The sequence below is a fragment of the Bacillus sp. 7_6_55CFAA_CT2 genome (assembly GCF_000238655.1).
Lineage (GTDB): Bacteria > Bacillota > Bacilli > Bacillales > Bacillaceae_G > Bacillus_A > Bacillus_A cereus.
On the sequence record NZ_JH414710.1, the window covers coordinates 328,486 to 354,131 of the forward strand.

The following is a 25,646-nucleotide window of genomic DNA, read 5'->3' on the forward strand; positions in this document are numbered from 1 at the left end:
TATTTTCGGGATTCACTTCAGGATAAGGTATAGATTTTTATATAGAAATGCTACCCTCTATGTTTTATCATAGAGGGTTATTTTTTTATGTAAAAATGATAGGAAATAATGAATAATATATGTAAAGAAAAAAGCGAGGTGAATGAGAGTGAGCAAATTTTTAATACCGTATTCATTTTCTATATTAAGTTTCTTTATTTCAGCAACAGCACTTGATTTATATGATAGGATGGGAAACGATAGTGAGCTGGTTTCGCCGAACATAATTGGAAAGATAATTCAATCTACTGCGCAAATGGGAGTCCTTACATTGTATTTCGGAGTACCTATTATTTTAGGTGGCTGTCTACTTGGTGAGCTATTGTTTAGAGGTATCATTTTACGATTTAAACTAAGCTATATTATATCTTTATTATTATATCTATTTTTAGCTTTTAGTATTGTTTTCGTAACGGTAGGCATTCCAACTACATATGAAGATTCTAATACATTTTTCATGGGGATAACTATGATTTGTGCTGTTACATTCTTTGTGAGTCGGAATATATGGGAAAACAAGTTAATAATGGAGTGACAAAATGAAATACACCTGTCCATGTTGCGGATATAAAGTTTCACTTTATTGGATCAGTTAGAAAACCGACTAGTGAAGATGTGAAGGATGCTAGTTGGCAGCGAATTTGTTAAGTAGAATGTTATTACTCAATTTAATGGGAGTAATAACATTTTTTATTTAGTGCTGAAAGAATTAATGCTGTCTTAAAGTAATAAGAAGGAATAAATCGGTAAATTTTATTAATGGATATATTTTCAATAAACACAAAAGTATAGATGTATAGTCAGCTTTGTGTATTTAATGTTATCATATTGAATGATATGGAAATTTTTAATAGAATAAGTAACTAAAAATTCAAAGGTAATGAAGCTTTTGTTGTATAAAGAAAATACTTAGTAGTAATCAACAATATTAAAAATAAGATTCGTATTTATATAAATTTAGTAGAAATGGGGTTTTAAAAAGGAATGAGTATAAGCATAACGCGGCAAAAGATTTTGACGGCCGCTTCTCAAATTGTACAATGTAAAGGGGTTGCTAAATTAACCTTGGAAGCAGTGGCAAAAGAGGCGGGTTTAAGCAAAGGTGGATTATTGTATCACTTTTCAAATAAAGAAGCTTTAATAGAAGGTATGATAGTCCGAGGGGTAGAGGATTATGAAGGGGCCATTTACAATAAAGTAGCGGAAGACTCAGAGAGGAAAGGGAGATGGGTTCGCTCTTTTGTAGAGGAAAGATTAAGTAATGAGAGAAGAACAGAAGAGTTGTCTAGCAGTATGATGGCAGCACTCATGTTAAAACCTGAATTACTTGAGCCATTACAACAATCATTTCAGCAACTGCAAAAGAATATAGAGAATGATGAGATAGATTCAGTTTGTGCAACAATTATTAGATTAGCAGCAGATGGATTATGGTATTCGGAATATTTAGGGGTTGGAAGACTAAGCCCCGAGTTAAGAGAAAAAGTAATTCAAGCTCTTATTAGTAATTCATATAAATAGAATATGCGAACTATATAATTTTAAAATAATTCACCATTGCTTCTTTAATGTAGTGGTGAATTATTTTTTTTATTAGAAAAATAGAACAATTTTATAGAGTATTGAATTATAACCGTCCAGACGGTATAGTAATATTTGGTTTAAGAGGAAAATGAAACAAAAAAAGAATAAAAGATATTTTTAGCACACTATTCGAAAGGATAGGCCGCAAAGCTTAGAGTCTACGGTAATACATATTGGTTACTAAGATCGTCTGGTTGCACATTTTTGATGCAACCGGACGATCTTTTTTTGTTATATAAATATAAAAATTTAGGAGGGAACTATGCAAATGAAAAGTACTAAAAGACATATTTCAATGGTTTCATTAGTTTTTCTAGTATTATTTTCAGTGCTGAATGTGTGGGCTCCAGTTATTCAAGCTGCTGTTATGAAAAGTCCAGTGGACGAAATTAATATTTCCCGTACTGATGGCACGACATCTGAACCATATCAAGCCTCAGATGGTATGAAAGTAGAAGTGAAGTGGTCAGCTAAAGAAAAAATAAAAAGTGGAGATCAATTCACAATTGATATGCCAAAAGAGTTTCGAAAAGACCTTATGAATATGAGTTTTCCTTTAAAAGATGCTGAAGGAAAAACAGTTGGTACATGTGAGATGAAAAAGGGTCTATTAACGTGTACTATGGGTGATTACGTAGAAGGAAAGAACAACATTAAAGGTTCTTTATTCGTAGAATTCTACTTTGGTCTAGAAGCATATGATGGTGTTAAAGAAATTCCATTAGAATTTAACGTTGATGGTCAAATCGTAAATAAAGAAGTAAATGTAAGTAATACGACAGAGAGACCGAAGCCACAACCCAATACGGAAAATCTATTGAAATGGGGTTCTTATAATCAAGAAGATCCGTCTATTGCTGATTGGCTTGTATATGTAAATGCAACTGGAACAGAAATGCAAGATCTTAAATTAACAGATACATTAGGACCTGGGCATGAGTTAATTACAGACAGCGTAGTATTAGAAGAGGCTGTATTTGAAGATGGTTATGCACCAACAAATATTAAGCCAGCAAATTTATCTAACATTAAAATAAATGCAACAAAGACTGGATTTACAATTGAATTTCCAGACAGTTCAAAAGGCTATATTTTAAGATATAAAACAAAGGTTACAAATCCTGCTGCAAAACCTCATAAAAATACTGTGAAATTAGAAGGTAAAAATATTAAAACTGAAGAAAAAGTAGGACAAGTATTTGTGAGTGGTGGGGGAGGATCCGGTTCAGGTGACAATAATCCACCTAGCATTGAAAAAAATATAGTTGATGAGAATGGCAAGCTTGTAGAGAATGAGCAGCTAACACAAATGGATCAAGTTATTCAATACCAAGTTGGTACACATATACCGAACGATCCTCCTAAATACACATCTATGGTAATTAGTGATGATTTAGAAGATGTTTTAGAAGTATTAGAGGCAAAAGTGTATGATAAAAATGGCCAAGATATTACTTCTAAAGGGACGTTAAATATAGATAAACAAAGAAGTGAAGTAACATTTACGTTTGGTGAGAATTTTGATTATAAGTCATATGAAGACCAGATAATTAATCTTAGTATCAAGGCGAAAATTAAAAATAATGCAGACTTATCTTCTTACGTAGAGAAGAAGATTCCTAATAAAGCGGAATTACATTTTGATGATAAAACATTAACATCAAAAGAAGTAACTATTACACCGCCTGAAGCTCCAAAAGATGGTACAGTATCGCTTCATAAAATAGATTCTGAGAATCCGAACAAAGGGTTGAAAGGTGCCGAATTTGAAGTTCGAAATAGTGCAAATGAAGTTGTTGCAAAACTGACAACGGACGAAAAAGGTTTTTCAGTACCTCAAACTTTAGCTCCTGGGACGTATAAAGTTTATGAAACAGTAGCACCAGAAGGATATCAAAAATTAACAAGCCCAGTAGAGGTTACACTTCAAGCTGGAGAAACAAAAACAATTGAAATTAAAAATACTGTGCAAAAGGGTCAAATTGAAATAAAGAAAATTGATTCGGAAAATGGTGAAAAACCATTAGCAAATGCAGAGTTTGATATAGTAAAAGACGGTGTAGTAGTCGAACATATTGTTACAGATAAAGATGGTAAGGCAATCTCTAAACCGTTAGCACTAGGAAAATATATTTTAAAAGAAACGAAAGCGCCTGAAGGCTACCAATTAAAAGAAACAGAGTTCGAAGTAAGTGTAACAGGGGACGGCATATTCCCAATACAAGTGGAAAATGCAATGGTAGACAAAGGTAATATAGAAATTACAAAAGTGGACAAAGAAAACGGAGCAGTATTAGCGGGTGTCGAATTTGAAGTCCAAGATGAGAAAGATGAAGTAGTAAGAAAAGTAGTAACAGATAAAGATGGAAAAGCAAATGTTTCAGATCTATCAGTAGGAAAGTACAAATTAGTAGAGACGAAAAGCTTACCAGGTTATAAAAAGCTAACAGAACCAGTACCATTTGAAATAAAAAAAGGTATGACAAAAGCTTTAGCAATAAAAGTAGAAAACGAGCAGTTAGACAAAGGCTCAGTAGAAATTACAAAAATAGATAAAGATAGTCAAAAAGTATTAGAAGGCGTAGTCTTCGAAGTGCAAGATGAGCAAGGAAAAGTAGTAACAGAAGTAAAAACAGATAAAGATGGTAAAGCAAAAATCTCTGATTTATCAGTAGGGAAGTACAAATTAGTAGAGACGAAAAGTTTACCAGGCTACAAAAAGCTAACAGATTCAGTATCATTCGAAATTAAAAAAGGTATGACAACAGTCCTATCGTTGAAAGTAGAAAATGAACAGTTAGATAAAGGTTCAGTAGAAATTACAAAAATAGATAAAGACAGCAAAAAAGCATTAAAAGGCGTAGTTTTTGAAGTGCAAGATGAAGCTGGAACAGTAGTAAAGGAAGTAAAAACAGATAAAGATGGTAAAGCAAAAATCTCAGATCTATTAGTAGGAAAGTACAAATTAGTAGAGAAAGAAAGTTTACCAGGCTATAAGAAACTAACAGATCCAGTATCATTTGAAATCAAAAAAGGCATGACCGAAGTTCTATCATTAAAAATAGAAAATGAAATGGTAGATACGGGAAATATAGAGATAACAAAGATAGATAAAGATAATAAAGCACCGTTAGCGGGAGTAACATTCATCGTCCAAGATGAAAAGGGTAATGAAGTTACAAAAGTAACGACAGATAAAGATGGAAAAGCAAATGTTTCAGATTTACTTGTAGGAAAGTATGAATTAGTAGAGGTAGAAAGTTTACCTGGTTATAAAAAATTAGAAAAACCAATATCATTTGAAATCAAAAAAGGCATGACCGAAGTACTATCATTAAAAGTAGAAAATGAAATGGTGGATACAGGGAATGTCGAGATAACAAAAATAGATAAAGATAGTAAAGCACCATTAGAAAATGTTGTATTTGAAGTACGTGATTTAAAAGGGAAAGTAGTTGCGAAAGTAACAACGGATAAAGAAGGAAAAGCAAACGTTTCAGATTTATCTATCGGGAAGTATGAGTTGGTAGAAGTAGAAACACCGGCAGGATACAAACCACTAGAAAAGCCAATTTCATTTGAAATTGAAAAGGGTAGAGTAACAGCGCTAAAGCTAACAGTAGAAAATGAATTAGTGGATACAGGAAATGTAGAAATTACAAAAGTAGATAAAGAAAATAAAGATGCTTTAGCTGATGCAGTCTTTGAAATTCAAGATGAAGCAGGACAAGTAGTCGCTAAAATAACGACAGATAAAAAAGGACAAGTACAAGTTACTAATTTATCAGTCGGCACATACAAGTTAGTAGAAGTAAAAGCACCAAAAGGATATAAACAATTAGTAGATCCGATTACTTTCCAAATTGAAAAAGGCATGACAAAATCTCTTGCTTTAACAGTAGAAAACGAAATGTTAGACAAGGGAAATGTAGAAATCACAAAAGTAGATAAAGATAATCAAAAAGTATTAGAAGACGTAGTCTTCGAAGTGCAAGACGAACAAGGAAAAGTAGTAACGGAAGTAAAAACAGATAAAAATGGTAAAGCAAAAATCTCAGACTTATCTGTAGGAAAGTACAAATTAGTAGAGAAAGAAAGCTTACCAGGTTACAAAAAACTAACAGAGCCAGTATCATTCGAAATCAAAAAAGGTATGACAGAAGTCTTATCATTAAAAGTAGAGAATGAACAGTTAGACAAAGGCTCAGTAGAGATTACAAAAGTAGATAAAGATAGTCAAAAAGCATTAGCAGGTGTAGTCTTCGAAGTACAAGATGAAAAAGGCAAAGTAGTAACAAAAGTAACGACAGATAAAGAAGGAAAAGCAAAGATTGCTGATTTATCAGTAGGAAAATATAAGCTAGTAGAGGTAGAGAGCTTACCAGGATATAAAAAACTAGCGAAACCAGTATCATTTGAAATCAAAAAAGGTATGACAGAAGTCTTATCACTAAAAGTAGAGAATGAACTAGTAGACAAAGGCTCAGTAGAAATCACAAAAGTGGATAAAGATAGTCAAAAAGTATTAGAAGACGTAGTCTTCGAAGTGCAAGACGAACAAGGAAAAGTAGTAACGGAAGTAAAAACAGATAAAAATGGTAAAGCAAAAATCTCAGACTTATCTGTAGGAAAGTACAAATTAGTAGAGAAAGAGAGCTTACCAGGCTACAAAAAACTAACAGAGCCAGTATCATTCGAAATTAAAAAGGGTATGACAGAAGTTCTATCATTAAACATAGAAAATGAAATGGTAGATACGGGAAATGTAGAAATTACAAAAATAGATAAAGATAATAAGGCACCGTTAGCAGGTGTAGTCTTTGAAGTACAAGACGACAAAGGCAAGGTAGTAACGAAAGTAACGACAGATAAAGCTGGAAAAGCAACAGTTTCAGATTTATCAGTAGGAAAGTACATGCTAGTAGAAGTAGAGAGTTTACCAGGCTACAAAAAATTAGAAAAGCCTGTACCATTTGAAATTACAAAAGGTATGACAAAATCTTTAGCGTTCACTGTAGAAAATGAAATGGTAGATACGGGGAATGTAGAAATCACAAAAATAGATAAAGACAGTAAAGCACCATTAGAAAATGTTGTATTTGAAGTACGTGACTCAAAAGGAAAAGTAGTTGCGAAAGTAACGACGGATAAAGAAGGAAAAGCAAACGTTTCAGATCTATCAGTAGGAAAATACAAATTAGTAGAGACGAAGAGCTTACCAGGTTACAAAAAGTTAACGGAACCAGTATCATTCGAAATTACAAAAGGTATGACAAAAGTCTTATCATTGAAAGTAGAGAATGAACAGTTAGACAAAGGTTCAGTGGAGATTACAAAAATGGCCGCTGAAAGCAAGGAAGTCTTATCAGGAGCTGTGTTTGAGGTTCATGATGAAAAGGGAAAAGTAGTAGTGAAAGTAACAACAGATAAAGATGGAAAGGCAAAAATCACAGATCTATCTGTAGGTAACTACACACTAGTAGAAGTAGAAGCACCAAAAGGATATGAAAAATTAACTAATCCAATTCCATTTGAAATTACAAATGGAATGATAAATGCAGTTCAATTAGAAGTATTAAACAAATTGAATCATTTAGCGCCACCAGGCCCAGAAACACCAGATCCAGAAAAACCTGGAACACCAGATCCAGAAAAACCTGGAACACCAGATCCAGAAAAGCCTGGAACACCGAATCCGGAGAAACCTGGGACACCAGATCCGGAGAAACCTGGAACACCGAATCCAGAAAAGCCTGGAACACCGAATCCAGAAAAACCTGGGACACCAGATCCAGAAAAGCCTGGGACACCGAATCCAGAGAAACCTGAAAAAGAATTACCGAAGACAGGGCAGAAAATGCCTGTGGAACCATATATGGGAGCACTTCTTGTAATGATGAGTTTTGGATTACTCATATTAGGTAGAAAACAGCAGAGATAATAAAGGTGAAAAGGTATCCTCAAAGTATTTGAGGATACCTTTTTTAGCATAAAAAAAGCATCTAGCAAAAGTACTAGATGCAAATAAAAACACAAGGGAAGACAAAGTTCTTCCCTTTTCCCGTATGTAATTATATCAAAAAATTTATAAAAAACTAGCTATATTTAAAATATAATTTTAAAAAAAGTTATATACATAAATAATTGCAATACGCGCAGTTTTATCTTTCTGAAAAATCTATTTCTTTATTTTTGAATATTAAGACTAATGTTGATAAATCTTCAGATAATTAGAAAAAATACCCGAAAGGATATATAATATTGCTTAATAAATAATTTTAATGAATTACGTATATTTCATTTGGTGTATTAATCGAATATCATAATTTTTAATTTTATTAAGCAAGAATCTCGGTTACTTATTGCATTTCTAACATAGGGTGAGATAGAAAAATACAATAGTGTGGAGGTTTTTATAATGACGTTTGTTCTTAGTAAAATGAGTGGCTTTAGCATAGAAGAAAAGGTACATGAATTTGAATCTAAAGGATTCCTTGAAATTTCAAATGAAATCTTTTTACAAGAGGAAGAGAATCATCGTCTATTAACACAAGCACAGTTAGATTATTATAATTTGGAAGATGATGCATACGGTGAATGTCGTGCTAGATCTTATTCAAGGTATATAAAGTATGTTGATTCACCAGAGTATATTTTAGATAATAGTAATGATTACTTCCAATCTAAAGAATATAACTATGACGATGGCGGGAAAGTTAGACAGTTCAATAGCATAAATGATAGCTTTTTATGTAATCCTTTAATTCAAAATATCGTGCGCTTTGATACTGAATTTGCATTTAAAACAAATATAATAGATACAAGTAAAGACTTAATTATAGGTTTACATCAAGTAAGATATAAAGCTACTAAAGAAAGACCATCTTTTAGTTCACCTATTTGGTTACATAAAGATGATGAACCAGTAGTGTTTTTACACCTTATGAATTTAAGTAATACAGCTATTGGTGGAGATAATTTAATAGCTAATTCTCCTCGGGAAATTAATCAGTTTATAAGTTTGAAGGAGCCTTTAGAAACTTTAGTATTTGGACAAAAGGTCTTCCATGCCGTAACGCCACTTGGAACAGAATGTAGTACGGAGGCTTTTCGTGATATTTTATTAGTAACATTTTCTTATAAGGAGACAAAATGAGAGAGAATAAAATAATTATGATTTCTGGAGCCAATAGCGGTATAGGTCATGCTTGTATAAAATACTTTTTAGAAAAATCATTTCATGTAATAGCGCTTGATATTAATAATAATAACTTAATAGATTATATGAAAACAGATATGCCTTTGAAAGTAGTGCAAATTGATTTAAGTAATAGCGAAGCGATTCATAATCTTTTTACTCAATTAGATTTAGAAAAGCTTTCTCCTGATATATTAATAAATGCAGCTGGTATTCGAGAGATAACACCTGTTTTACATTTATCCGATGATATGTTTAAAAAAGTAATTGATGTAAATTTAGTAGCCCCATTTATCCTTTCTAGGGAAGTAGCTAAGCGATGGTGTGAATCGAAAATAAAAGGTTGTATTGTGAATATAGCATCGGTTTCTGGATTAATGGCTGAACCAGAGCGAGCTGCTTATGTTGCATCAAAGCATGCTTTAATCGGATTGACTAAACAGATGGCTATGGAATTTGGAAAGCAAAATATAAGGGTGAATAGCATTTCTCCCGGTGTTATTAGAACTGAACTTACAGAAGAATACTTTAGTAATACAGCCTTGATGTCTATGATAAAAAGTAATCAATCTTTAGATACTTGGGGGTTGCCGCAGGATATTGTTTCATGTATTGAGTACTTGATTTCTGATCAGGCCCGCTTTATTACTGGTTCTAATTTTGTAATTGATGGTGGTTGGACTGCTGGGAAAAATTTATAATTGAGTGTTTTTGAGGAAAAGCACCTGTCCTTTTTTAGGCTGGTGTTTTTCTCACTATAAACCGAGTTTTTATTGGAGGGGGATTAATTTGCTTCAAAAAAGTTTTAAGCAAGAGAAAACGGTACCGGCTTTAAAGATGATAGCATCAATGGTTATCTTTGGATCAGTTGGATTTTTTTCAGTTCAAACAAACTTACCTTCGTTTGAATTAGTGTTTGTAAGGTGTATTTTTGCGACAATATTTTTAAGTGTATGCTGGTTGCTTACAGGGCAATATAAACAAGATAAATGGGAACGAAAAGAAGTTATTCAAGTTTTAATATGTGGCTTTTTCTTAGTATTTAATTGGGTTTTCTTATTTAAAGCCTTTGAAAATATGTCAGTTACAATTGCTATCTCGGTTTATCATCTTGCACCAGTAATTGTACTGTTAATTGGAAGTATCGTCTTTAAAGAAAAATTAACATTCATATCTATCATTTCAATAATTGTGTGTTTTGCAGGAGCTTTATTAATTGCTGGTATCGATGGAAGTTTCTCTGTCGGTTCATTAATGTCTTCAGGTATGATATGGGGATTTCTTGCAGCTCTCTTTTATGCATTTACAACTTTATTTGGTAAAGGGATTAACAAAATGAGTGCGTATGCAATGACATTTTTACAAACATTCTTGGGGATATTTCTTTTAATACCATTTATAGATTTAGATGCTTTTAGTGGCCTCACTCAAAGTAATTGGACATATATTATAGCTACTGGTTTTATTCACACAGGGATAGTATATTATCTGTTTTTTGATAGTTTACGCTATTTATCTACAAAAACAATCTCAATATTAGTTTTTTTGGATCCGGCAGTGGCAATATTATTAGATACTGTACTTACTGGATTCCGTCCAACTTTAATGCAAATAACAGGAATTCTTTTTATTTTTATTGGTATGACTTTAACATTAAAAAAATCTAAAGATAAAAAACTGAGCCAAAAAGAAAAGCGAATTGAAAGCGATGCTAGTATATCTCAACAATAATGAAATATATTGTGTATAAAACGATAAACCTTACATGAATCATGTAAGGTTTATTTTAGTTCAATAATATAATTCATATTTATAATATATAATTTTCAAAACTGAGGTATGTTTTTCTTTAATATGCTTTTGATTCAAATGTTATTATTTGACTATAAATTTACAAAAATGTATATGAAATCTTATTTTTGATAATATATAAGTAATAAATTCATAGAATTGGAGTGATGAGATGCAGCCGTTAGAAAGAGAGATTCATTTTAATATGCTGAAAGTGTGGCGAATTCACGCTTTAATTGGGGCGGCAGTTATACTAACAGTCGTAATTGCGTATTTCTTTTTTATGATTAACTTTAACTGGTGGGGCTGGTTGTTTGGACTATTAGTAACAGGAGCTATTACATTTATTCCACTTGATTATTTTGTGTTTCCAAATTTGCGTCAGCGCTATTATAGTTACAGATTAAATGAAGAAGAGATTGAGATTCAAAAGGGAATGTTCGTTGTAAAACGCGTACTTATTCCGATGATCCGTGTGCAGCACGTAACGATTGAGCAAGGGCCGATCATGAGAAAGTATAATTTAGCAGAATTACACATTTCAACAGCCGCAACTTCTCATAGTATTCCAGGTTTAACGAAAGAAGAAGCAGAACAGCTAAAAAGACAAATTGGAGAACTTGCGAAAGTGAGTGATAAGGATGTATAAGAGGCAACATCCGATTACGATATTGTTAGGTATTAGAGTTGCGAGTTTGTTGCCACTTATTATTCTTGTTTTATTTAAACCTGATGAACAAGTGGAACCTTGGTATTTATTTTATCTTTTCCTTCTGGTTGTTTTATTCATCATGGCTATTTTTTCAGCAATTAAATGGTATTTTAAAGTGTACTGGATTGAGAATAATATTTTACATATAAAGCACGGTGTTTTTGTAAAGAAGGAAAGTTATTTAAATAAAGAACGTGTGCAAAATGTTAGTACGTCTTCTAACGTCATTTATCAGATGCTTGGACTTATGAAGTTAAATATAGAAGTAGCGGGTGGTGGTAGTGAACCAGAAGTGATGTTGGCTGGTATTAAAGAAGACGAGGCAAAACATTTAATCTCTTTATTACATAAGAAAGAAACTACTGTAAAAGAAGAAATAGAAGAGGAAGAAAGCAAGACGATTTATCAGTTAACAGCGAAAGAGGTTTTAGCAGCAGCGATTACATCTGGTCGGTTCGGACTAGTGTTTTCTGGACTGGTACTTCTTTACACAAAGTTTGATTTTGTTCTTCCTGAAGGATTCACAAGTAAAGTAGAAGCGTATGTGATGGGAAACGGTGTTTATAAACTAATTGTAATAGCATTAATTTTAATGGCAATTTCATGGATTATTTCCACGGCTGGATATGTGTTGAAATATGCAAACTTTAAAATTGAGCGAAAAGGGGAAGAAATTCGTATCGTTCAAGGGTTATTTGAAAAGAAAGAGTTTGTCTTAAAATTGCACCGAATTCAAGCGATTACTGTAAAAGAATGTATGCTTCGCCAGCCATTTGGTTATTGCGCTATTGAAGTGGAAGCAATTCACAGTATTGGAGCAGCAAGTAATGAAGTGATGCTGCATCCTTTTATGAAGAAAAAAGATGTACAGCACCTGCTCACAGATTTAGAGTTACCTTATGAAATTGAAGCGGAGATCGCTCACTTACCAAAAACAGCGTTGCGTCGTTATTTCATTATGGGCTGGTTAATAAGTATCATACTCACAGTTCTAATTGTTAGCGTAAGTATATATTTAAAACAATATATTGCGTTGTTTTTTATTTTACCGTTATTTATCGTGTTTTCGTTACTTGCGTATGCTAGATATAAAAGTGGCGGTTATGAATTAAGAGAAAATCAACTAACGGTTGTATATCGTAATTTTTCGAAATATACAGGAATAATGCGAAGAAGACATGTTCAAGCAGTAGGTTATAATCAATCGTATTTTCAAAGAAAGGATGAATTATGTACAACTCTTGTAGCGGTAGCGGGGCGGGGTTATGAAGTAAAGCATATGAGAAAAAAAGATTCACTTCGTATATATAATTGGTACAAAGAAAAAGGAAACACCGGTGTGTAATGGTGTTTCCTTTTTGTGTCATGATTTGTCGATAAGTCGATATATTCGAAGAATCGCTGATATAATTCGAGTTGCGCTGATATATTCAGAAAAACGCTGATATAATTCGAGTTGCGCTGATATATTCGAAGAATCGCCGATATAATTTCACATACCGTGGTTTCCGAAATCCAAACTCAAAAAAATTAAACTAACACATCAAAAGTAGTCACAAAAGAAGGGCGAGAGAAAATACTCTTTTGCTGTTCCGCATGTGGATGCGCTTGAGTCTGAGGTTTTCCTTCTACTTGCGTGGGACGTTTTTTATGAGCGTTTTCGAATGAACGTGATTCTGTCCAGTCTTTAAAGTTTTGCTCTGTTTCCCACATCGTTAAGATGACATATGTATCGTTACTTAATGGGCGTAGAACGCGGATCGCTTGGAATCCTGGTTCGTTTTCGATAAGGCCTGCGCGGTTTTTAAAGCGGTTTTCAAATACAGAGCGACCTTCGTCTGTTACAGAAATGTTGTTACAAACGATATAGCCAGGTTGTCCTTTGAATTCACCGACAGCATCTAGTACGTCATACTGAAGTGAACCTTCTACTAATTCTCCTGTATTTTCTTTATAAAACATATCTTTTTCATTATTTTTTGTCAGTGAAATGTGCTTGTTCTAGAGGTGTTTCGTATGAAATAATAGCCTTCATTTTAATGCCCCCTTACTAGTTTGTTTCTATTATATCAACTCTCTTAAAAAACTTCGAAGATTATATACATAAAGATACTTCTTTTTCAAATAATAAATGTACCATCATTTGGAAAGAAGGACGATGTATGAAGAAAGTAAAGTGGACTTTATTAGGCGGCGTCGCAACGTTCGTAGTAGCGATTGTACTCTATAAACTTATCGTGTTAGCTGGTGGCTATATGATGGATGAAAAGCAGCTCGTTTTCCACTCTTCATCACGTATCGTTGACCAGAAAGGGAAAGAAATTACGAAATTATATGTAGAAAATAGAGACCTCGTACCGATCGAGCAAATTCCGAAGTATGTGCAGCAGGCGTTTGTTGCGGTGGAAGATTCTCGTTTTTATGAGCATCAAGGGATTGATTATCCGTCTATATTCCGTGCTCTTTATAAAGATACGTTAGCTAGAGAGAAGGTAGAGGGCGGTAGTACCATTACGCAGCAACTCGCTAAAAACGTCTTTTTAACTCGTGAAAAAACATTTACGCGCAAATTGAAGGAAGTCGCAATTTCTCTTCAATTAGAGCAAAAATATACGAAGCAACAAATTCTTGAAATGTATATGAATCATATTTATTTTGGTCATGGGGCTTACGGTATTCAAGCAGCAGCAAAGTTATATTTTAATAAAAATGTTGAGGATTTAACAGTAGAGGAAGGGGCAATGCTTGCAGGCCTTCCGAAGTCACCAAACGGATATTCACCATACTATTCTGCAGAGAAGAGTAAGGAACGCCGCGATCTAGTATTGTCACTTATGCATAAACAAGGCTATTTGACTGCAGAAGAAAGCGTTCGTTATCAAGGGAAGACAATTGCTCTATATAAAAATTTAGATGAGAATGAGCTTGCATATATGCCGTATATTGATATGGTCATAGATGAAGCCGCTCGTTTATACGGGTTGTCTCATCAAGAAGTACTTCGCGGAGGATATACGTTTGTCGTACCTATGGATGAAAAGATTCAAAAGGTAGCATATAACCAGTTTCAAGATGCAAGGAATTTTCCTGGGAAAGAAGAAGGGGCGCAAGGTGCTTTCTTATTAATGGATAATCGTACGGGAGGGATTAAAGCGGCGATTGGGGGAAGAAAGTACGTCCCGAGAGGATTTAATCGTGTTTTTGCCAAAAGGCAGCCCGGATCTGTTTTAAAACCACTTATCGTTTATGCACCAGCACTAGAAACGAAAAAGTATAATCCGTATTCTTTATTAACGAATGAAAGAAATTCTTTTGAAGGGTATGAACCTCGAAATTATAATCATGAGTATTCAAAAGAAATGACGATGTATGATGCGATTTTAGAGTCGGCAAACGTACCGGCAGTTTCTTTATTAAATGAGTTAGGGGTAGAAGAAGGAAAGCAATATTTAGAAAAAGGAAATGTCCATATTGCAGATGCTGGTTTAAGTACAGCGCTTGGGGGACTAAAAAATGGCGTTTCAACATTTGATCTTGTAAAAATGTATCGTTCATTTTTAGCAAATGGAAATATTATTGAGCCGCACGTTATTGATAAAGTATTGAATAGACACGGTGCAGTCATTGGGGAATCTCCAAAAGTAGAGACGAAAATCTTCTCGAAGCAGACAGCATGGTATATGACGAAAATGTTAGAAGGAGTTGTGAAGGAAGGAACAGCGAGAGCTGGTGTATATAACGGTGCGTTAGCTGGAAAAACGGGTACAACTTCATTGCCAAATGACGATAAGGGAGCAAGAGATATGTGGTTCGTCGGCTATACACCTAACTTAGTAGGCGCTGTTTGGATTGGTTATGACCGTACGGATAAGGAGCATCAGTTGCAAGGAGAAAGTGCATCTGCGACAAAATTGTTTAAGAAAATTTTAACGAAGGCTAATGTAGAACATAAAGAGAAGTTTATGAAGCCTGAAGGTGTGGAAACAATCGGCGCTCCGATTCGACTGCGCAAAATTGAAGATGTAAAAATGAAACTATCATTTAGCCCTTTCGGTTTATTTAAAGCAAAATTAAGTTGGACGCCACTTCCAGATAACAGAATTATGTACCGAATCTATAGAGTGGAGAACGGAATTCATACACATGTTAGCACTGTAAATGGTGCTGGGGAATATGAGGAAAAGTTCGTTAACATATTTTCAAAACCGAGCTTTTACGTTGTACCATATAATACACAAACGAATCGTGAAGGAGAAAAGTCAAAAGTAGCTAAACCATAGTTTTTCTCTGTGTTATAATAAGAATGTTGTGAAAATAGTAAGCGTTTTTAAGAATGTTTGTGTCAATTTAATGAACAACGTACATAATATTATGCATTTTGTTTTTACAAGCTGTATAGTAAAAAAAGATAAATATCGAACGTATTCGAAGCATTGGTAAGGAAGGGAGCAAGGGTCTTGGTAAGAACTATAAATGAGACATTTTTAAAAGCATGTAGGGGGGAACGTACCGATTATGTACCAGCATGGTATATGCGTCAAGCAGGTCGTTCACAGCCGGAATATAGAAAGATTAAAGAAAAGTATTCTTTATTTGAAATTACACATAATCCAGAGTTATGTGCTTACGTTACAAAATTGCCGGTTGATCAGTATAACGTAGACGCAGCAATTCTTTATAAAGATATTATGTCACCACTACCTGCAATTGGTGTGGATGTAGAAATTAAATCAGGTATTGGCCCAGTTATTGATAATCCAATCCGTTCTTTACAAGACGTAGAAAAACTAGGGGAAATCAATCCAGAAGATGACGTACCGTACATACTAGATACAATTCGTTTATTAACGACAGAAATGTTAGACGTACCGTTAATCGGTTTTTCAGGAGCTCCATTTACATTAGCGAGCTATATGATTGAAGGCGGTCCATCTCGTAACTACCATAATACGAAAGCGTTCATGTATGCAGAGCCAAAAGCTTGGTTCGCTTTAATGGATAAACTAGCAGATATGGTTATTACATATTTAAAAGCGCAAATAAACGCAGGAGCAAAAGCAGTTCAAATTTTCGATTCTTGGGTTGGAACAGTAAATGTAGCAGATTATCGCGTATTTATTAAACCAGCAATGGAGCGTATTTTTGCAGAAGTTCGTAAGATGGGTGTACCGATGATTATGCACGGCGTAGGAGCTGCACACTTAGTGAATGAGTGGCACGACTTACCGCTTGATGTAGTCGGCTTAGACTGGCGCTTACCGATTGAAGAAGCACGTGCACGTGGCGTTCATAAGGCGGTACAAGGTAATATGGACCCTTCATTCTTACTTGCACCATGGTCTGTTATTGAAGAACATGTAAAAGGTATTTTAGATCAAGGGATGAAACAGCCGGGTTATATCTTTAACTTAGGTCACGGTGTATTCCCAGAAGTAAATCCGGATACATTAAAACGTTTAACTACATTTATTCATGAATACTCTAAAGGGCAGTTAGCGAAGTAAAGGAGAATTGCTGTATGAAAAAGAAAATTGGTTTGCTTGTAATGGCATACGGAACGCCATATAAAGAAGAAGATATTGAACGTTACTATACACATATTCGCAGAGGAAGAAAGCCAAGTCCTGAAATGCTAGAAGATTTAACAGAGCGTTACCGTGCAATTGGTGGTATTTCTCCTTTAGCTACTATTACATTAGAGCAAGCTAAGAAGTTAGAGAAGCGTTTAAATGAAGTACAAGATGAAGTAGAGTACCATATGTATCTTGGCTTAAAACATATTGAACCGTTTATTGAAGATGCGGTGAAAGATATGCATAACGACGGAATACAAGATGCAATCGCACTTGTTCTTGCACCTCACTATTCTACGTTTAGCGTGAAATCATACGTTGGACGAGCACAAGAAGAAGCTGAGAAACTTGGAAACTTAACAATTCACGGCATTGATAGCTGGTATAAAGAGCCAAAATTCATCCAATACTGGGTTGATGCAGTGAAAGGCATATATAACGGTATGTCAGATGCAGAGCGTGAAAAAGCAGTATTAATCGTATCTGCACATAGCTTACCAGAGAAAATTATTGCAATGGGCGATCCATATCCAGATCAATTAAATGAAACAGCGGATTATATCGCGCGCGGAGCTGAAGTAGCAAACTATGCAGTAGGTTGGCAAAGTGCAGGAAACACACCAGATCCTTGGATTGGTCCAGATGTACAAGATTTAACGAGAGAACTAAATGAAAAGCACGGTTATACTTCATTCGTATATGCACCAGTTGGATTTGTTGCGGAACATTTAGAAGTTTTATATGACAACGACTTTGAGTGTAAAGTTGTAACGGATGAAATTGGTGCGAAATATTATCGTCCAGAAATGCCAAATGCATCGGACGCATTTATTGATTGTTTAACAGATGTTGTATTAAAGAAAAAAGAATCTGTACTGTAAGAAGAAAGGGGGAGCCTGCTTGAGGAAAAAAGTTGTGATCGTCGGCGGAGGCATCACTGGATTAACAGCAATGTATAACTTACAAAAAAATATTCATGAAAAAAACTTGCCGATTGATACATTACTTATAGAAGCATCGGGTAAACTTGGCGGAAAAATTCAAACCGTTCGAAAAGATGGATTTACAATTGAGCGCGGACCGGATTCTTTCTTAGCACGAAAAGAAAGTGCAGCAAGATTAGTGAAAGAATTAGGTCTTGGCGATGAACTTGTAAATAATCAAGCCGGTCAATCATTTATCCTCGTAAACAATCGGTTACATAAAATGCCGAATGGATCAATGATGGGAATTCCAACGCAAATTACGCCGTTTCTATTTTCCGGGCTGTTCTCCCCAATTGGTAAACTAAGAGCTGGTTTTGATCTATTAATGCCGAGGTCAAAGCCAGTATCTGACCAATCACTCGGACAATTTTTCAGACATCGTCTTGGAAACGAAGTGGTTGAAAACTTAATAGAACCGTTACTATCGGGTATTTATGCAGGGGATATTGATGAAATGAGCTTAATGTCAACATTCCCGCAAATGTATCAGATTGAGCAGAAATATCGCAGTATTTCACTCGGTATGCGTACGCTCGCTCCGAAAGAAGAGAAAGCTGAACCGAAAAAGGGAATGTTCCAAACAGTGAAAACAGGTTTAGAATCTATCGTAAAATCTCTCGAAGCAAAGATGCATGAAGGTACGATAATAAAGGGAACTCGCATTGAAAAAGTTGCAAAACAGGGTGATGGTTATACAATTACTCTTAGTAACGGAAAAGAAATAGAAGCGGACGCCATCGTAGTGGCAACTTCGCATAAAGTATTGCCGTCCATGTTTGCTCAGTACAAGCAGTTTCGTTTCTTCCGTAATATTCCATCCACATCCGTTGCGAATGTGGCACTTGCTTTCCAAAAGTCTGCAATCCAGCGCGATATTAATGGTACAGGATTTGTCGTATCACGAAATAGCGATTACACCATTACAGCATGTACGTGGACGCATAAAAAATGGCCGCATACAACGCCAGAAGGAAAAACACTCCTTCGCTGTTACGTTGGACGTGCTGGTGATGAAGCGGTTGTAGAACAAACTGAAGAAGAACTCGTTCAGCTCGTACTAGAAGATTTAAAGAAGACGATGGATATTACAGAGGATCCAGAGTTTACAATCGTAAGTCGCTGGAAAGAAGCGATGCCTCAATATACAGTAGGCCATAACGAGCGAATGAAACAGCTCACAACATTTATGGAGAAAGAGTTGCCAGGTATATACTTGGCAGGCAGCTCCTATGCTGGCGCTGGACTTCCAGACTGTATTAATCAAGGTGAGGAAGCTGCAAAGCGTGTATTATCTCATTTGGAGAAAGTAATAGATGCTGAATTAATCGCACAATAAATTATAAGAAACGCCTTCAATCATATTGAAGGCGTTTCGTTTATTATATAAAATACTTATTCGCCAATAAACATATATAAGTTATTTGGCTTTATAACAGCATCTCCTGCATAAATAACCCACTCTGTTAAGTTATCAAAATCTAAATGATAACTATTTCCTTCACTCATATCTTCTATGAAATATGGTTCATTAATGAGTATTCCTTGAATGAAATCTTCCGTAATGTTTTGCATTTCAAACCACATATGTTCACTTTTTCCTTCTTCGTAGGAGACACCAAACTTAGCAAGGAAACGAAAATCTTCATTTGATTGTTCAATGTGAAAAATGTTGCTGAAATACCCAAAAGTATTTTTCGCATTGTAAGCCATACGATCGGTTTCACTATTTGTTTTATAGAACATGAGCCCTGTAGCTTCCTCGTGTTCTTTGAAAAAACTTTCAATATATTCTTCTGAAGTATTAAATTTGAATAAGAGAACGGATGGAGATTGATGGTATTCATCTCGGGCATCCATTCCGCCTAAGAATGTATTTTGTGCATCTATTGGTTGTAGTTTCACTTCCTCATCTTCGATTGAAGATAATTGGTCCATACTCGTTTTATGCCCTATATAAGATAATCCTTTTTCCCACGGAACAGCGACTGTATGTATAGAACCTTGCTGACTATGCGCGATAACGATAGGCTCATTCATAGGGACTTGTCCATTCTCAACGGCATTATTAGCAAATGTTTGAAAGAGATCGCTAATGCCGTAGTAGGAAGAAATGCGATTTGGAATAATTAACTCTATTTCAGTTACGCCTGCTCTTAAAAGACCATGTGTATGAAACCAATATTGCGTAGGCTCACCGTCTTTATCGTCTTCATAAACGGAATGAATAACGTATAAGTCAGGAATGTCAGGTAATAATTCATTTTCAACGTGATATTCAATATAGCTTCTAGATATCACTTTCATTGCTGCACTTGAATCGATTACAAATAACAAATCTGGGGCGAGATTCCATAAGAACTGTAACTGCTGGAAAAAGCAGTCCAGTACATCGCCTACAAATAGCGTACGAGTGAAAATTTCAGTGCCGAAAGCTGCATCTTCAAAATTACGATCTACGATTGTAGCATCTTGTCTATTGTACATTTTATATCCTTCTGGATCGTTCGGTTCATCAATATGCAGTTCATACGGTATGACTGTTTCACCCATATGTAATTCAACAATAAGGCTTGTCTCATCACTATAAACAATTTTTAAATCATCAACTTTAGTAGCGATCGTTTCTAGTCGCTGTTTTAACTGCTCAATTGTAATTCTAGTTGGTATAACGGCAATCATATCTGAAAAATGACGTTCTAATGTTCCATTCATAGCTGCGCGGTATGTTTCTGTTTGCACTTCCATCCAATCACTCCTATTCAAATGAATCCATTTTACATGCCAATTAAATGTCGGTATTTTCTGTTTTCTCTCTCTAACATTATAGAGTGTATTTGTAGAAGGTGTAAAATTATTATTTTGTATTATAGTTTGAAAGCTTGTAAATTAAATAAATCTTTTGTAAAATTTGTCGAAATATAGTTCTATATAACGAATCATTTGTTATGATAGAAATGCTGAGAAAATATGAAATAGAGAGAGGAAAATGGCTGTGAAGAAATTGTTAAGTGTCTTTTTATCATTCTTGCTATTGCTTTCATTTACTGGAACTTTAGCGCAAGCAGAAGAAACTGCTTCTATGTCAGTAGAAAAAGCAATTCAAGTATTTAAGCAGCAAGGGAAAACGAAGGGGATAGTAGAAGGATATATTGTTGGATATACGCAAAGTTCTTCTAAATATACGAAGGATCCAGCTAAGTTTGATGATACAAACGTAGCAATTGCAGATTCGCCAAACGAAACGAATCCAGACAAAATCATGCCCGTTCAGTTACCGAAAGGTGATGTGAGAACGGCAGTGAATGTAAAAGATCACCCTGAAAATATCGGGAAGAAAGTTAGTTTGACTGGGACCCTTGAATTATATTTTAGTAACCCAGGTCTAAAATCAGTAACAGCTTATAAGTTTCAAGGTGAAGGACAAAACCGTGTTAGCGATGTAGTAGCTTCACCGAACGGTGGAGAAGTTGCTAAAGGAACAGCGGTAACATTAACGACGAATACAGAAGACGCAACAATCTACTATACGTTAGATGGCTCTAATCCTACTAATAAAAGCGTTCGTTATAATGGACAAATTGTAGTGAATGAAAATAGTGTAGTGAAAGCAATCGCAGAAAAAGAAGGACTTACTCCTTCAGCAATTTCGACATTTTCATTTATTATCGTAAATAATGAACAGGTTCGTATTCATGACATTCAAGGGAAATCACATATGTCTCCTTACAACGGGAAGAAAGTAAACAATGTGGAAGGCGTTGTCACAGCGCTTGATAAAAACGGCTTTTATATAGAAGGTAATCAGCCAGATAATGATCCAGCTACTTCAGAAGGTATGTACGTATATAAAAAAGATGCGAATGTAGCAGTAGGAGATCTTATTCAAGTTGATGGAGTAGTAGAAGAATATGTTGGACCAGGATATGCAGAGCGATTTGAAACAGACTTAACGACGACTGAAATTAAAGCGAGCCGCGTTGCTGTAATCGCAAAAGATCAATCTTTGCCAGCACCGATTGTACTTGGGGAAAACGGTGTGAAAATCCCGGACCAGATTATTGATAATGATGCATTTGGTTTATTTGATCCAAATGAAGATGCAATTGACTTCTATGAAAGTATAGAAGGTATGCGTGTTACGATGCCAACACCAAAAATTATTACACCTCAGAAAAACGGAAATTTATATGTAACAGTAAAAAATGGTGGAGATAAAATAGTAACACAATATGGCACACCTCTATTAGATGAAAATCAATTAAACCCAGAGCGCCTTTCTGTAAAAGTACCTCGCGATTATGTAGCAAAAGTAGGAGATACTTTTACTGGAGATATAACAGGGGTAGTAGGATATGATTACGGTTCTTTCCGTATTTCGCCAATAACAGAACTGCCAGCTGTAGTGGATGGTGGATTTAAGCAAGTAGGGGCAAATATTCAGCCACGTCTTGATAAGTTAACGGTTGCTACATATAACATTGAAAACTTCTCAGCGAATAAAAAAGAAACAACAGATGAAAAAGTAAAAGCGTTAGCGTATTCTATTAAATACAACTTAAAAATGCCAGATATTATCGGTGTAGAGGAAATGCAAGATAATAACGGATCAATTAATGACGGTACAACAGATGCGTCATTAAGCGCAAAACGTATCATTGATGCAGTTCTAGAAATTCGTGGGCCGAAGTATGAGTATGTAGAAATCGCTCCAAACAATAATCAAGACGGAGGAGCACCAGGAGCGAATATTCGCGTCGGCTTCTTCTATAATCCATCACGCGTGAAATTAGCGACGGTACCGAAGTTACTTGATAAAAATGTTGTTCGTATTGGAGACGAAAATCCATTGTTTGAAAGTACACGTAAACCGCTAGCGGCAGAATTTACGTTCCAAGGACAAAACATTGTTGTCGTTGCAAATCACTTAAACTCAAAACTAGGAGATGCAACGCCATTTGGAAAAGTGCAGCCGCTCGTATTAAAGAGTGAAGACAAACGAATTCAGTTAGCACAAGAAGTAAATTATTTCGTGCAAGGAATTCAGAAAAAGAATACAAATGCACCAGTTGTTGTGTTAGGTGATATGAACGATTTCGAATTCTCTAAACCACTAAAAACACTAGAGGGAACAATCTTAAAAGATATGTTAAACACAGTGCCGAAAGAGAATCGTTACACGTACATTCATGAAGGAAATGCACAAGTGTTAGATCATATTTTAGTAACAAACAACATCGCACCGCACACAATTGTAGACCCAGTACACTTAAACTCAAACATTATGAAAGAACACGGACGTGTAAGTGACCACGACCCAGTACTTGCTCAAATTGATTTGAAGAAGGCTTCTTAAAGTGGGGAACGCTTAGGTGACTAAGCGTTCTTTTTTTGCATCGTTATAGAATAGTATAAAGAGATGATTCCTTTTTTTGTAATCTAATGATAAAATTGATTGAATATTCAGTTTTTAACAAGGAGGACAACAATGCAGTTACAAATAAATGGAAAGGTAATGAATCAGTTTGCAATTTTTTTTAGTACGATCGTCATGCTTCAGTTTGTAGCTGATATAACAGGACTTACAAGCAATCTAGATATTACGTATAACTTAATACATACAGCAGCTTCTTATATAACATTTAGTTTGGCGGTTATTTTCACTTTAATAGGTGCAAGAAGAGAATTAAGTAAATATGCAATTGTTTCATTATGTTTAGTTGTAGGTATTAAAGCGATTTATTTTGTAGCGGTTGTTATTTTATGGGGGTTGGCAGGTACGCCATAAGTGAATAGTAAATAAACCCTAATTTCCAATATAGTAAGGAAATTAGGGTTTTATTATACTTGAAACGCTTTTCTACACCGCTCTCTTTTTTGCAGTCTTCTTTTATATTTTTTTCTATCCCGCTTTACTCCTTGTATATACATAAGTAAGCTAACGAAAAGGAAGAAAGCACATTGCGTCATTAAAATATATGGTGACATGCCTTGCAATGGTTGTTTCGGATCATATAAATGAAAAGGTGCTCCGCCTATTGAAGGAAGTATTGTATTTAGCAGGACGTACGGAATGGAGGCGGCTGCAAATGGAAAGAGAATTGCCATATAGTCTTTTTGTGACCATACAGATGCAGCAAGTCCTAAAAGGGCCATTAAACCTGCAAATAAAAAATTAATTCCGATATATACAGCAATGTAAGTGAGAGGCGCATCAAAATATAGGTTTGCGAACATTCCATCAGCATTTATGATGCCTGAACCAACCGTAGGTGTTCCGTCTGGAATGGTTAATTTGCAAAATAATAACGATAAGATGAATGGAAGTGTATAAAGAAATCCTCCGCAAAAAAAAGTAACGATATATTTCGCTACTGAATAAGGAAATATAGAAATCCCCTTACTCACAAACGGTTTAAAACCATCGGACTTATCCGAATTGTAACTTGTACTAAAGGGGAAACTCGCAATAACTGGCATTAATAATAAATAAACATCCATTTCATTGTCGCGAAATCCAATCCATTTTAAATCTGTTGATATAGGACCATTTGCTGCGTTTCCTAAATAACGAATTACATAATAATAGTGATAAATGCAAATAAGAACGAATCCACTAAGCATCATAATTAAAGAAATACGACTACAAAAAGCTTGCTTTATATTTAAACGAAGTGCACGCATCATGACTGAAAAAGCCTCCACTGTTTTGATAAACTTGTCTATTTTCTATATTACTATTAATTGTAAAGATTTTCTTGTTTTTTTATTTGATTATTTGAAAAAGAGGAATTTTGTTGTTGTGAAGTAAGGTTTAGCTGTATATCTCTAGAACATCTTTTCCTTTTCTCTTTTCTTCTGATAAACTATGGAAAGTATGATATACACTGACTGAAATTTTTTTATACTGGAAATAATAAAAAGAGAACTTGTATAGAATGTAAGCGTGTGGTAATATCAAAGATGTACTGATTGACTATATTATCCAATTGGTCATTTTTGGAGGTGATGATGTGGCAATAGATCGAAAACGTTCTATTATTGAGGCTGCAACAAAGTCTTTTTCAGCGTTCGGTTATAAAGCAACAACGATGGATCAAGTAGCGAAGTTAGCGAATGTAGGGAAAGGAACGATTTATACTTTTTTCAAAAATAAAGAAGAGTTATTTGGTGAAATTATTTCTAATTTAATTACAGAAATGAAGCAAGTTGCAGAAAGTGCAATTCGTTCAGATGTTTCATTTTTTGAAAATGTACATAGAGCATTATATAGCATCTTGGAATTTAGAAAAGAACATCAGCTCATGATTAAATTAATTCAAGAAGAGCGCGATATGGGAACGAAAGAAGTACAAGAAGTGATGCAACAAGTTGATGTGGAAATCGTTTCTGTTATTCAATCGTATTTAAAAATTGCGATTGAAAAAGGTGAAATTAGCAAATGTGATCCAGAAATTACAGCATTTATTATGCTTCGTCTATATGTATCGCTTATTTTTGATTGGGAAAAAAATCACGAACCGCTAGAAAAAGAAAAAATTGCAGAGTTATTTGAACTTTATTTACTAAAAGGATTGTCAAACTAAGATAATCCTTTTAATTTTATAAAAAATGACCAAATGAACAATAAGGTCATATATTTAAGTTAAGGGGGGATATAGAAAAATTATAATCATAATAAGAAAAAGTTGCATAGTAATAAATTCAGGGATAAGGCATATGTATGAACAAGTATAGCCTTTTTGTTTGGGTAAAAATGACTATAT

The 25,646-nt window shown here is 34.7% G+C and carries 17 protein-coding genes, 1 pseudogene and 1 riboswitch; of the genes and pseudogenes, 15 read left to right on the forward strand and 3 right to left on the reverse strand.

Translation table 11 applies throughout. The features are described from left to right. Nucleotides 1-148: 148 nt before the first annotated feature. The 8 genes from HMPREF1014_RS17355 (at nt 149) to HMPREF1014_RS17390 (ending at nt 12,669) form a co-directional block, all read left to right on the forward strand. Nucleotides 149-574 (forward strand): hypothetical protein, encoded by a 426-nt coding sequence (locus tag HMPREF1014_RS17355; protein ID WP_002098741.1) that lies wholly within the window; start codon nt 149-151, stop codon nt 572-574. Nucleotides 575-1,023: 449 nt separating this feature from the next. After that, nucleotides 1,024-1,560 carry a TetR/AcrR family transcriptional regulator gene (locus HMPREF1014_RS17360; protein ID WP_009327226.1) on the forward strand — a complete coding sequence of 179 codons (537 nt, stop codon included), beginning with the start codon at nt 1,024-1,026 and terminating at the stop codon, nt 1,558-1,560. A 172-nt stretch (nt 1,561-1,732) separates the two neighbouring features. After that, nucleotides 1,733-1,825: riboswitch (cyclic di-GMP riboswitch) on the forward strand. A 60-nt stretch (nt 1,826-1,885) separates the two neighbouring features. Next, nucleotides 1,886-7,564, forward strand: a complete 5,679-nt coding sequence (locus HMPREF1014_RS17365) for a SpaA isopeptide-forming pilin-related protein (protein WP_001178121.1) — start codon at nt 1,886-1,888, stop codon at nt 7,562-7,564. Nucleotides 7,565-8,041: 477 nt separating this feature from the next. Further along, nucleotides 8,042-8,779: a 2OG-Fe dioxygenase family protein gene (locus tag HMPREF1014_RS17370; RefSeq protein WP_000144822.1), complete on the forward strand. Its 738-nt coding sequence runs from the start codon at nt 8,042-8,044 to the stop codon at nt 8,777-8,779. After that, nucleotides 8,776-9,522 carry an SDR family NAD(P)-dependent oxidoreductase gene (locus HMPREF1014_RS17375; RefSeq protein WP_001208941.1) on the forward strand — a complete coding sequence of 249 codons (747 nt, stop codon included), beginning with the start codon at nt 8,776-8,778 and terminating at the stop codon, nt 9,520-9,522. Before HMPREF1014_RS17370 ends, HMPREF1014_RS17375 begins: the two co-directional genes overlap by 4 nt. Nucleotides 9,523-9,610: 88 nt before the next feature. Beyond that, nucleotides 9,611-10,552 (forward strand): DMT family transporter, encoded by a 942-nt coding sequence (locus HMPREF1014_RS17380; RefSeq protein ID WP_000939625.1) that lies wholly within the window; start codon nt 9,611-9,613, stop codon nt 10,550-10,552. A gap of 232 nt (nt 10,553-10,784) precedes the next feature. Beyond that, entirely contained in the window at nt 10,785-11,261 is a 477-nt protein-coding gene (locus tag HMPREF1014_RS17385; RefSeq protein ID WP_001182698.1) for a PH domain-containing protein, read from the forward strand. Further along, nucleotides 11,254-12,669: a PH domain-containing protein gene (locus HMPREF1014_RS17390; RefSeq protein ID WP_000278147.1), complete on the forward strand. Its 1,416-nt coding sequence runs from the start codon at nt 11,254-11,256 to the stop codon at nt 12,667-12,669. Before HMPREF1014_RS17385 ends, HMPREF1014_RS17390 begins: the two co-directional genes overlap by 8 nt. Nucleotides 12,670-12,854: 185 nt before the next feature. On the opposite strand, the pseudogene HMPREF1014_RS17395 reads toward HMPREF1014_RS17390, so the two are convergent. Next, nucleotides 12,855-13,359 (reverse strand): annotated as a pseudogene (locus HMPREF1014_RS17395) (antibiotic biosynthesis monooxygenase family protein). Between the two features lie 127 nt (nt 13,360-13,486). On the opposite strand from HMPREF1014_RS17395, the gene HMPREF1014_RS17400 reads away from it, so the two are divergent. The 4 genes from HMPREF1014_RS17400 to hemY all read left to right on the forward strand — a co-directional run bounded on the left by HMPREF1014_RS17400 (nt 13,487) and on the right by hemY (nt 19,219). Then, nucleotides 13,487-15,604 carry a transglycosylase domain-containing protein gene (locus tag HMPREF1014_RS17400; RefSeq protein WP_000756294.1) on the forward strand — a complete coding sequence of 706 codons (2,118 nt, stop codon included), beginning with the start codon at nt 13,487-13,489 and terminating at the stop codon, nt 15,602-15,604. Nucleotides 15,605-15,781: 177 nt separating this feature from the next. Beyond that, nucleotides 15,782-16,828, forward strand: a complete 1,047-nt coding sequence (gene hemE, locus HMPREF1014_RS17405; protein WP_000252605.1) for a uroporphyrinogen decarboxylase — start codon at nt 15,782-15,784, stop codon at nt 16,826-16,828. 14 nt (nt 16,829-16,842) lie between these two features. Next, the gene (gene hemH, locus HMPREF1014_RS17410; protein WP_000726775.1) at nt 16,843-17,778 is read left to right on the forward strand and encodes a ferrochelatase; all 936 of its coding nucleotides are present in this window, start codon (nt 16,843-16,845) and stop codon (nt 17,776-17,778) included. Between the two features lie 19 nt (nt 17,779-17,797). Further along, nucleotides 17,798-19,219 carry a protoporphyrinogen oxidase gene (gene hemY / locus HMPREF1014_RS17415; RefSeq protein WP_001228106.1) on the forward strand — a complete coding sequence of 474 codons (1,422 nt, stop codon included), beginning with the start codon at nt 17,798-17,800 and terminating at the stop codon, nt 19,217-19,219. A 56-nt stretch (nt 19,220-19,275) separates the two neighbouring features. Here the strand turns inward: hemY and HMPREF1014_RS17420 are convergent, their stop codons facing one another. After that, nucleotides 19,276-20,628: a DUF4026 domain-containing protein gene (locus tag HMPREF1014_RS17420; RefSeq protein ID WP_000453718.1), complete on the reverse strand. Its 1,353-nt coding sequence runs from the start codon at nt 20,626-20,628 to the stop codon at nt 19,276-19,278. A gap of 241 nt (nt 20,629-20,869) precedes the next feature. Here HMPREF1014_RS17420 and HMPREF1014_RS17425 point away from each other — a divergent pair, with 241 nt between their 5' ends. Beyond that, entirely contained in the window at nt 20,870-23,236 is a 2,367-nt protein-coding gene (locus tag HMPREF1014_RS17425) for a DUF6359 domain-containing protein (RefSeq protein WP_000279272.1), read from the forward strand. A gap of 132 nt (nt 23,237-23,368) precedes the next feature. After that, nucleotides 23,369-23,668 carry a hypothetical protein gene (locus HMPREF1014_RS17430; RefSeq protein WP_001176849.1) on the forward strand — a complete coding sequence of 100 codons (300 nt, stop codon included), beginning with the start codon at nt 23,369-23,371 and terminating at the stop codon, nt 23,666-23,668. 53 nt (nt 23,669-23,721) lie between these two features. Here the strand turns inward: HMPREF1014_RS17430 and HMPREF1014_RS17435 are convergent, their stop codons facing one another. After that, nucleotides 23,722-24,567: a hypothetical protein gene (locus tag HMPREF1014_RS17435; protein WP_000984174.1), complete on the reverse strand. Its 846-nt coding sequence runs from the start codon at nt 24,565-24,567 to the stop codon at nt 23,722-23,724. Nucleotides 24,568-24,893: 326 nt separating this feature from the next. On the opposite strand from HMPREF1014_RS17435, the gene HMPREF1014_RS17440 reads away from it, so the two are divergent. Next, nucleotides 24,894-25,466, forward strand: a complete 573-nt coding sequence (locus HMPREF1014_RS17440; protein ID WP_000963381.1) for a TetR/AcrR family transcriptional regulator — start codon at nt 24,894-24,896, stop codon at nt 25,464-25,466. Nucleotides 25,467-25,646: the final 180 nt, after the last annotated feature.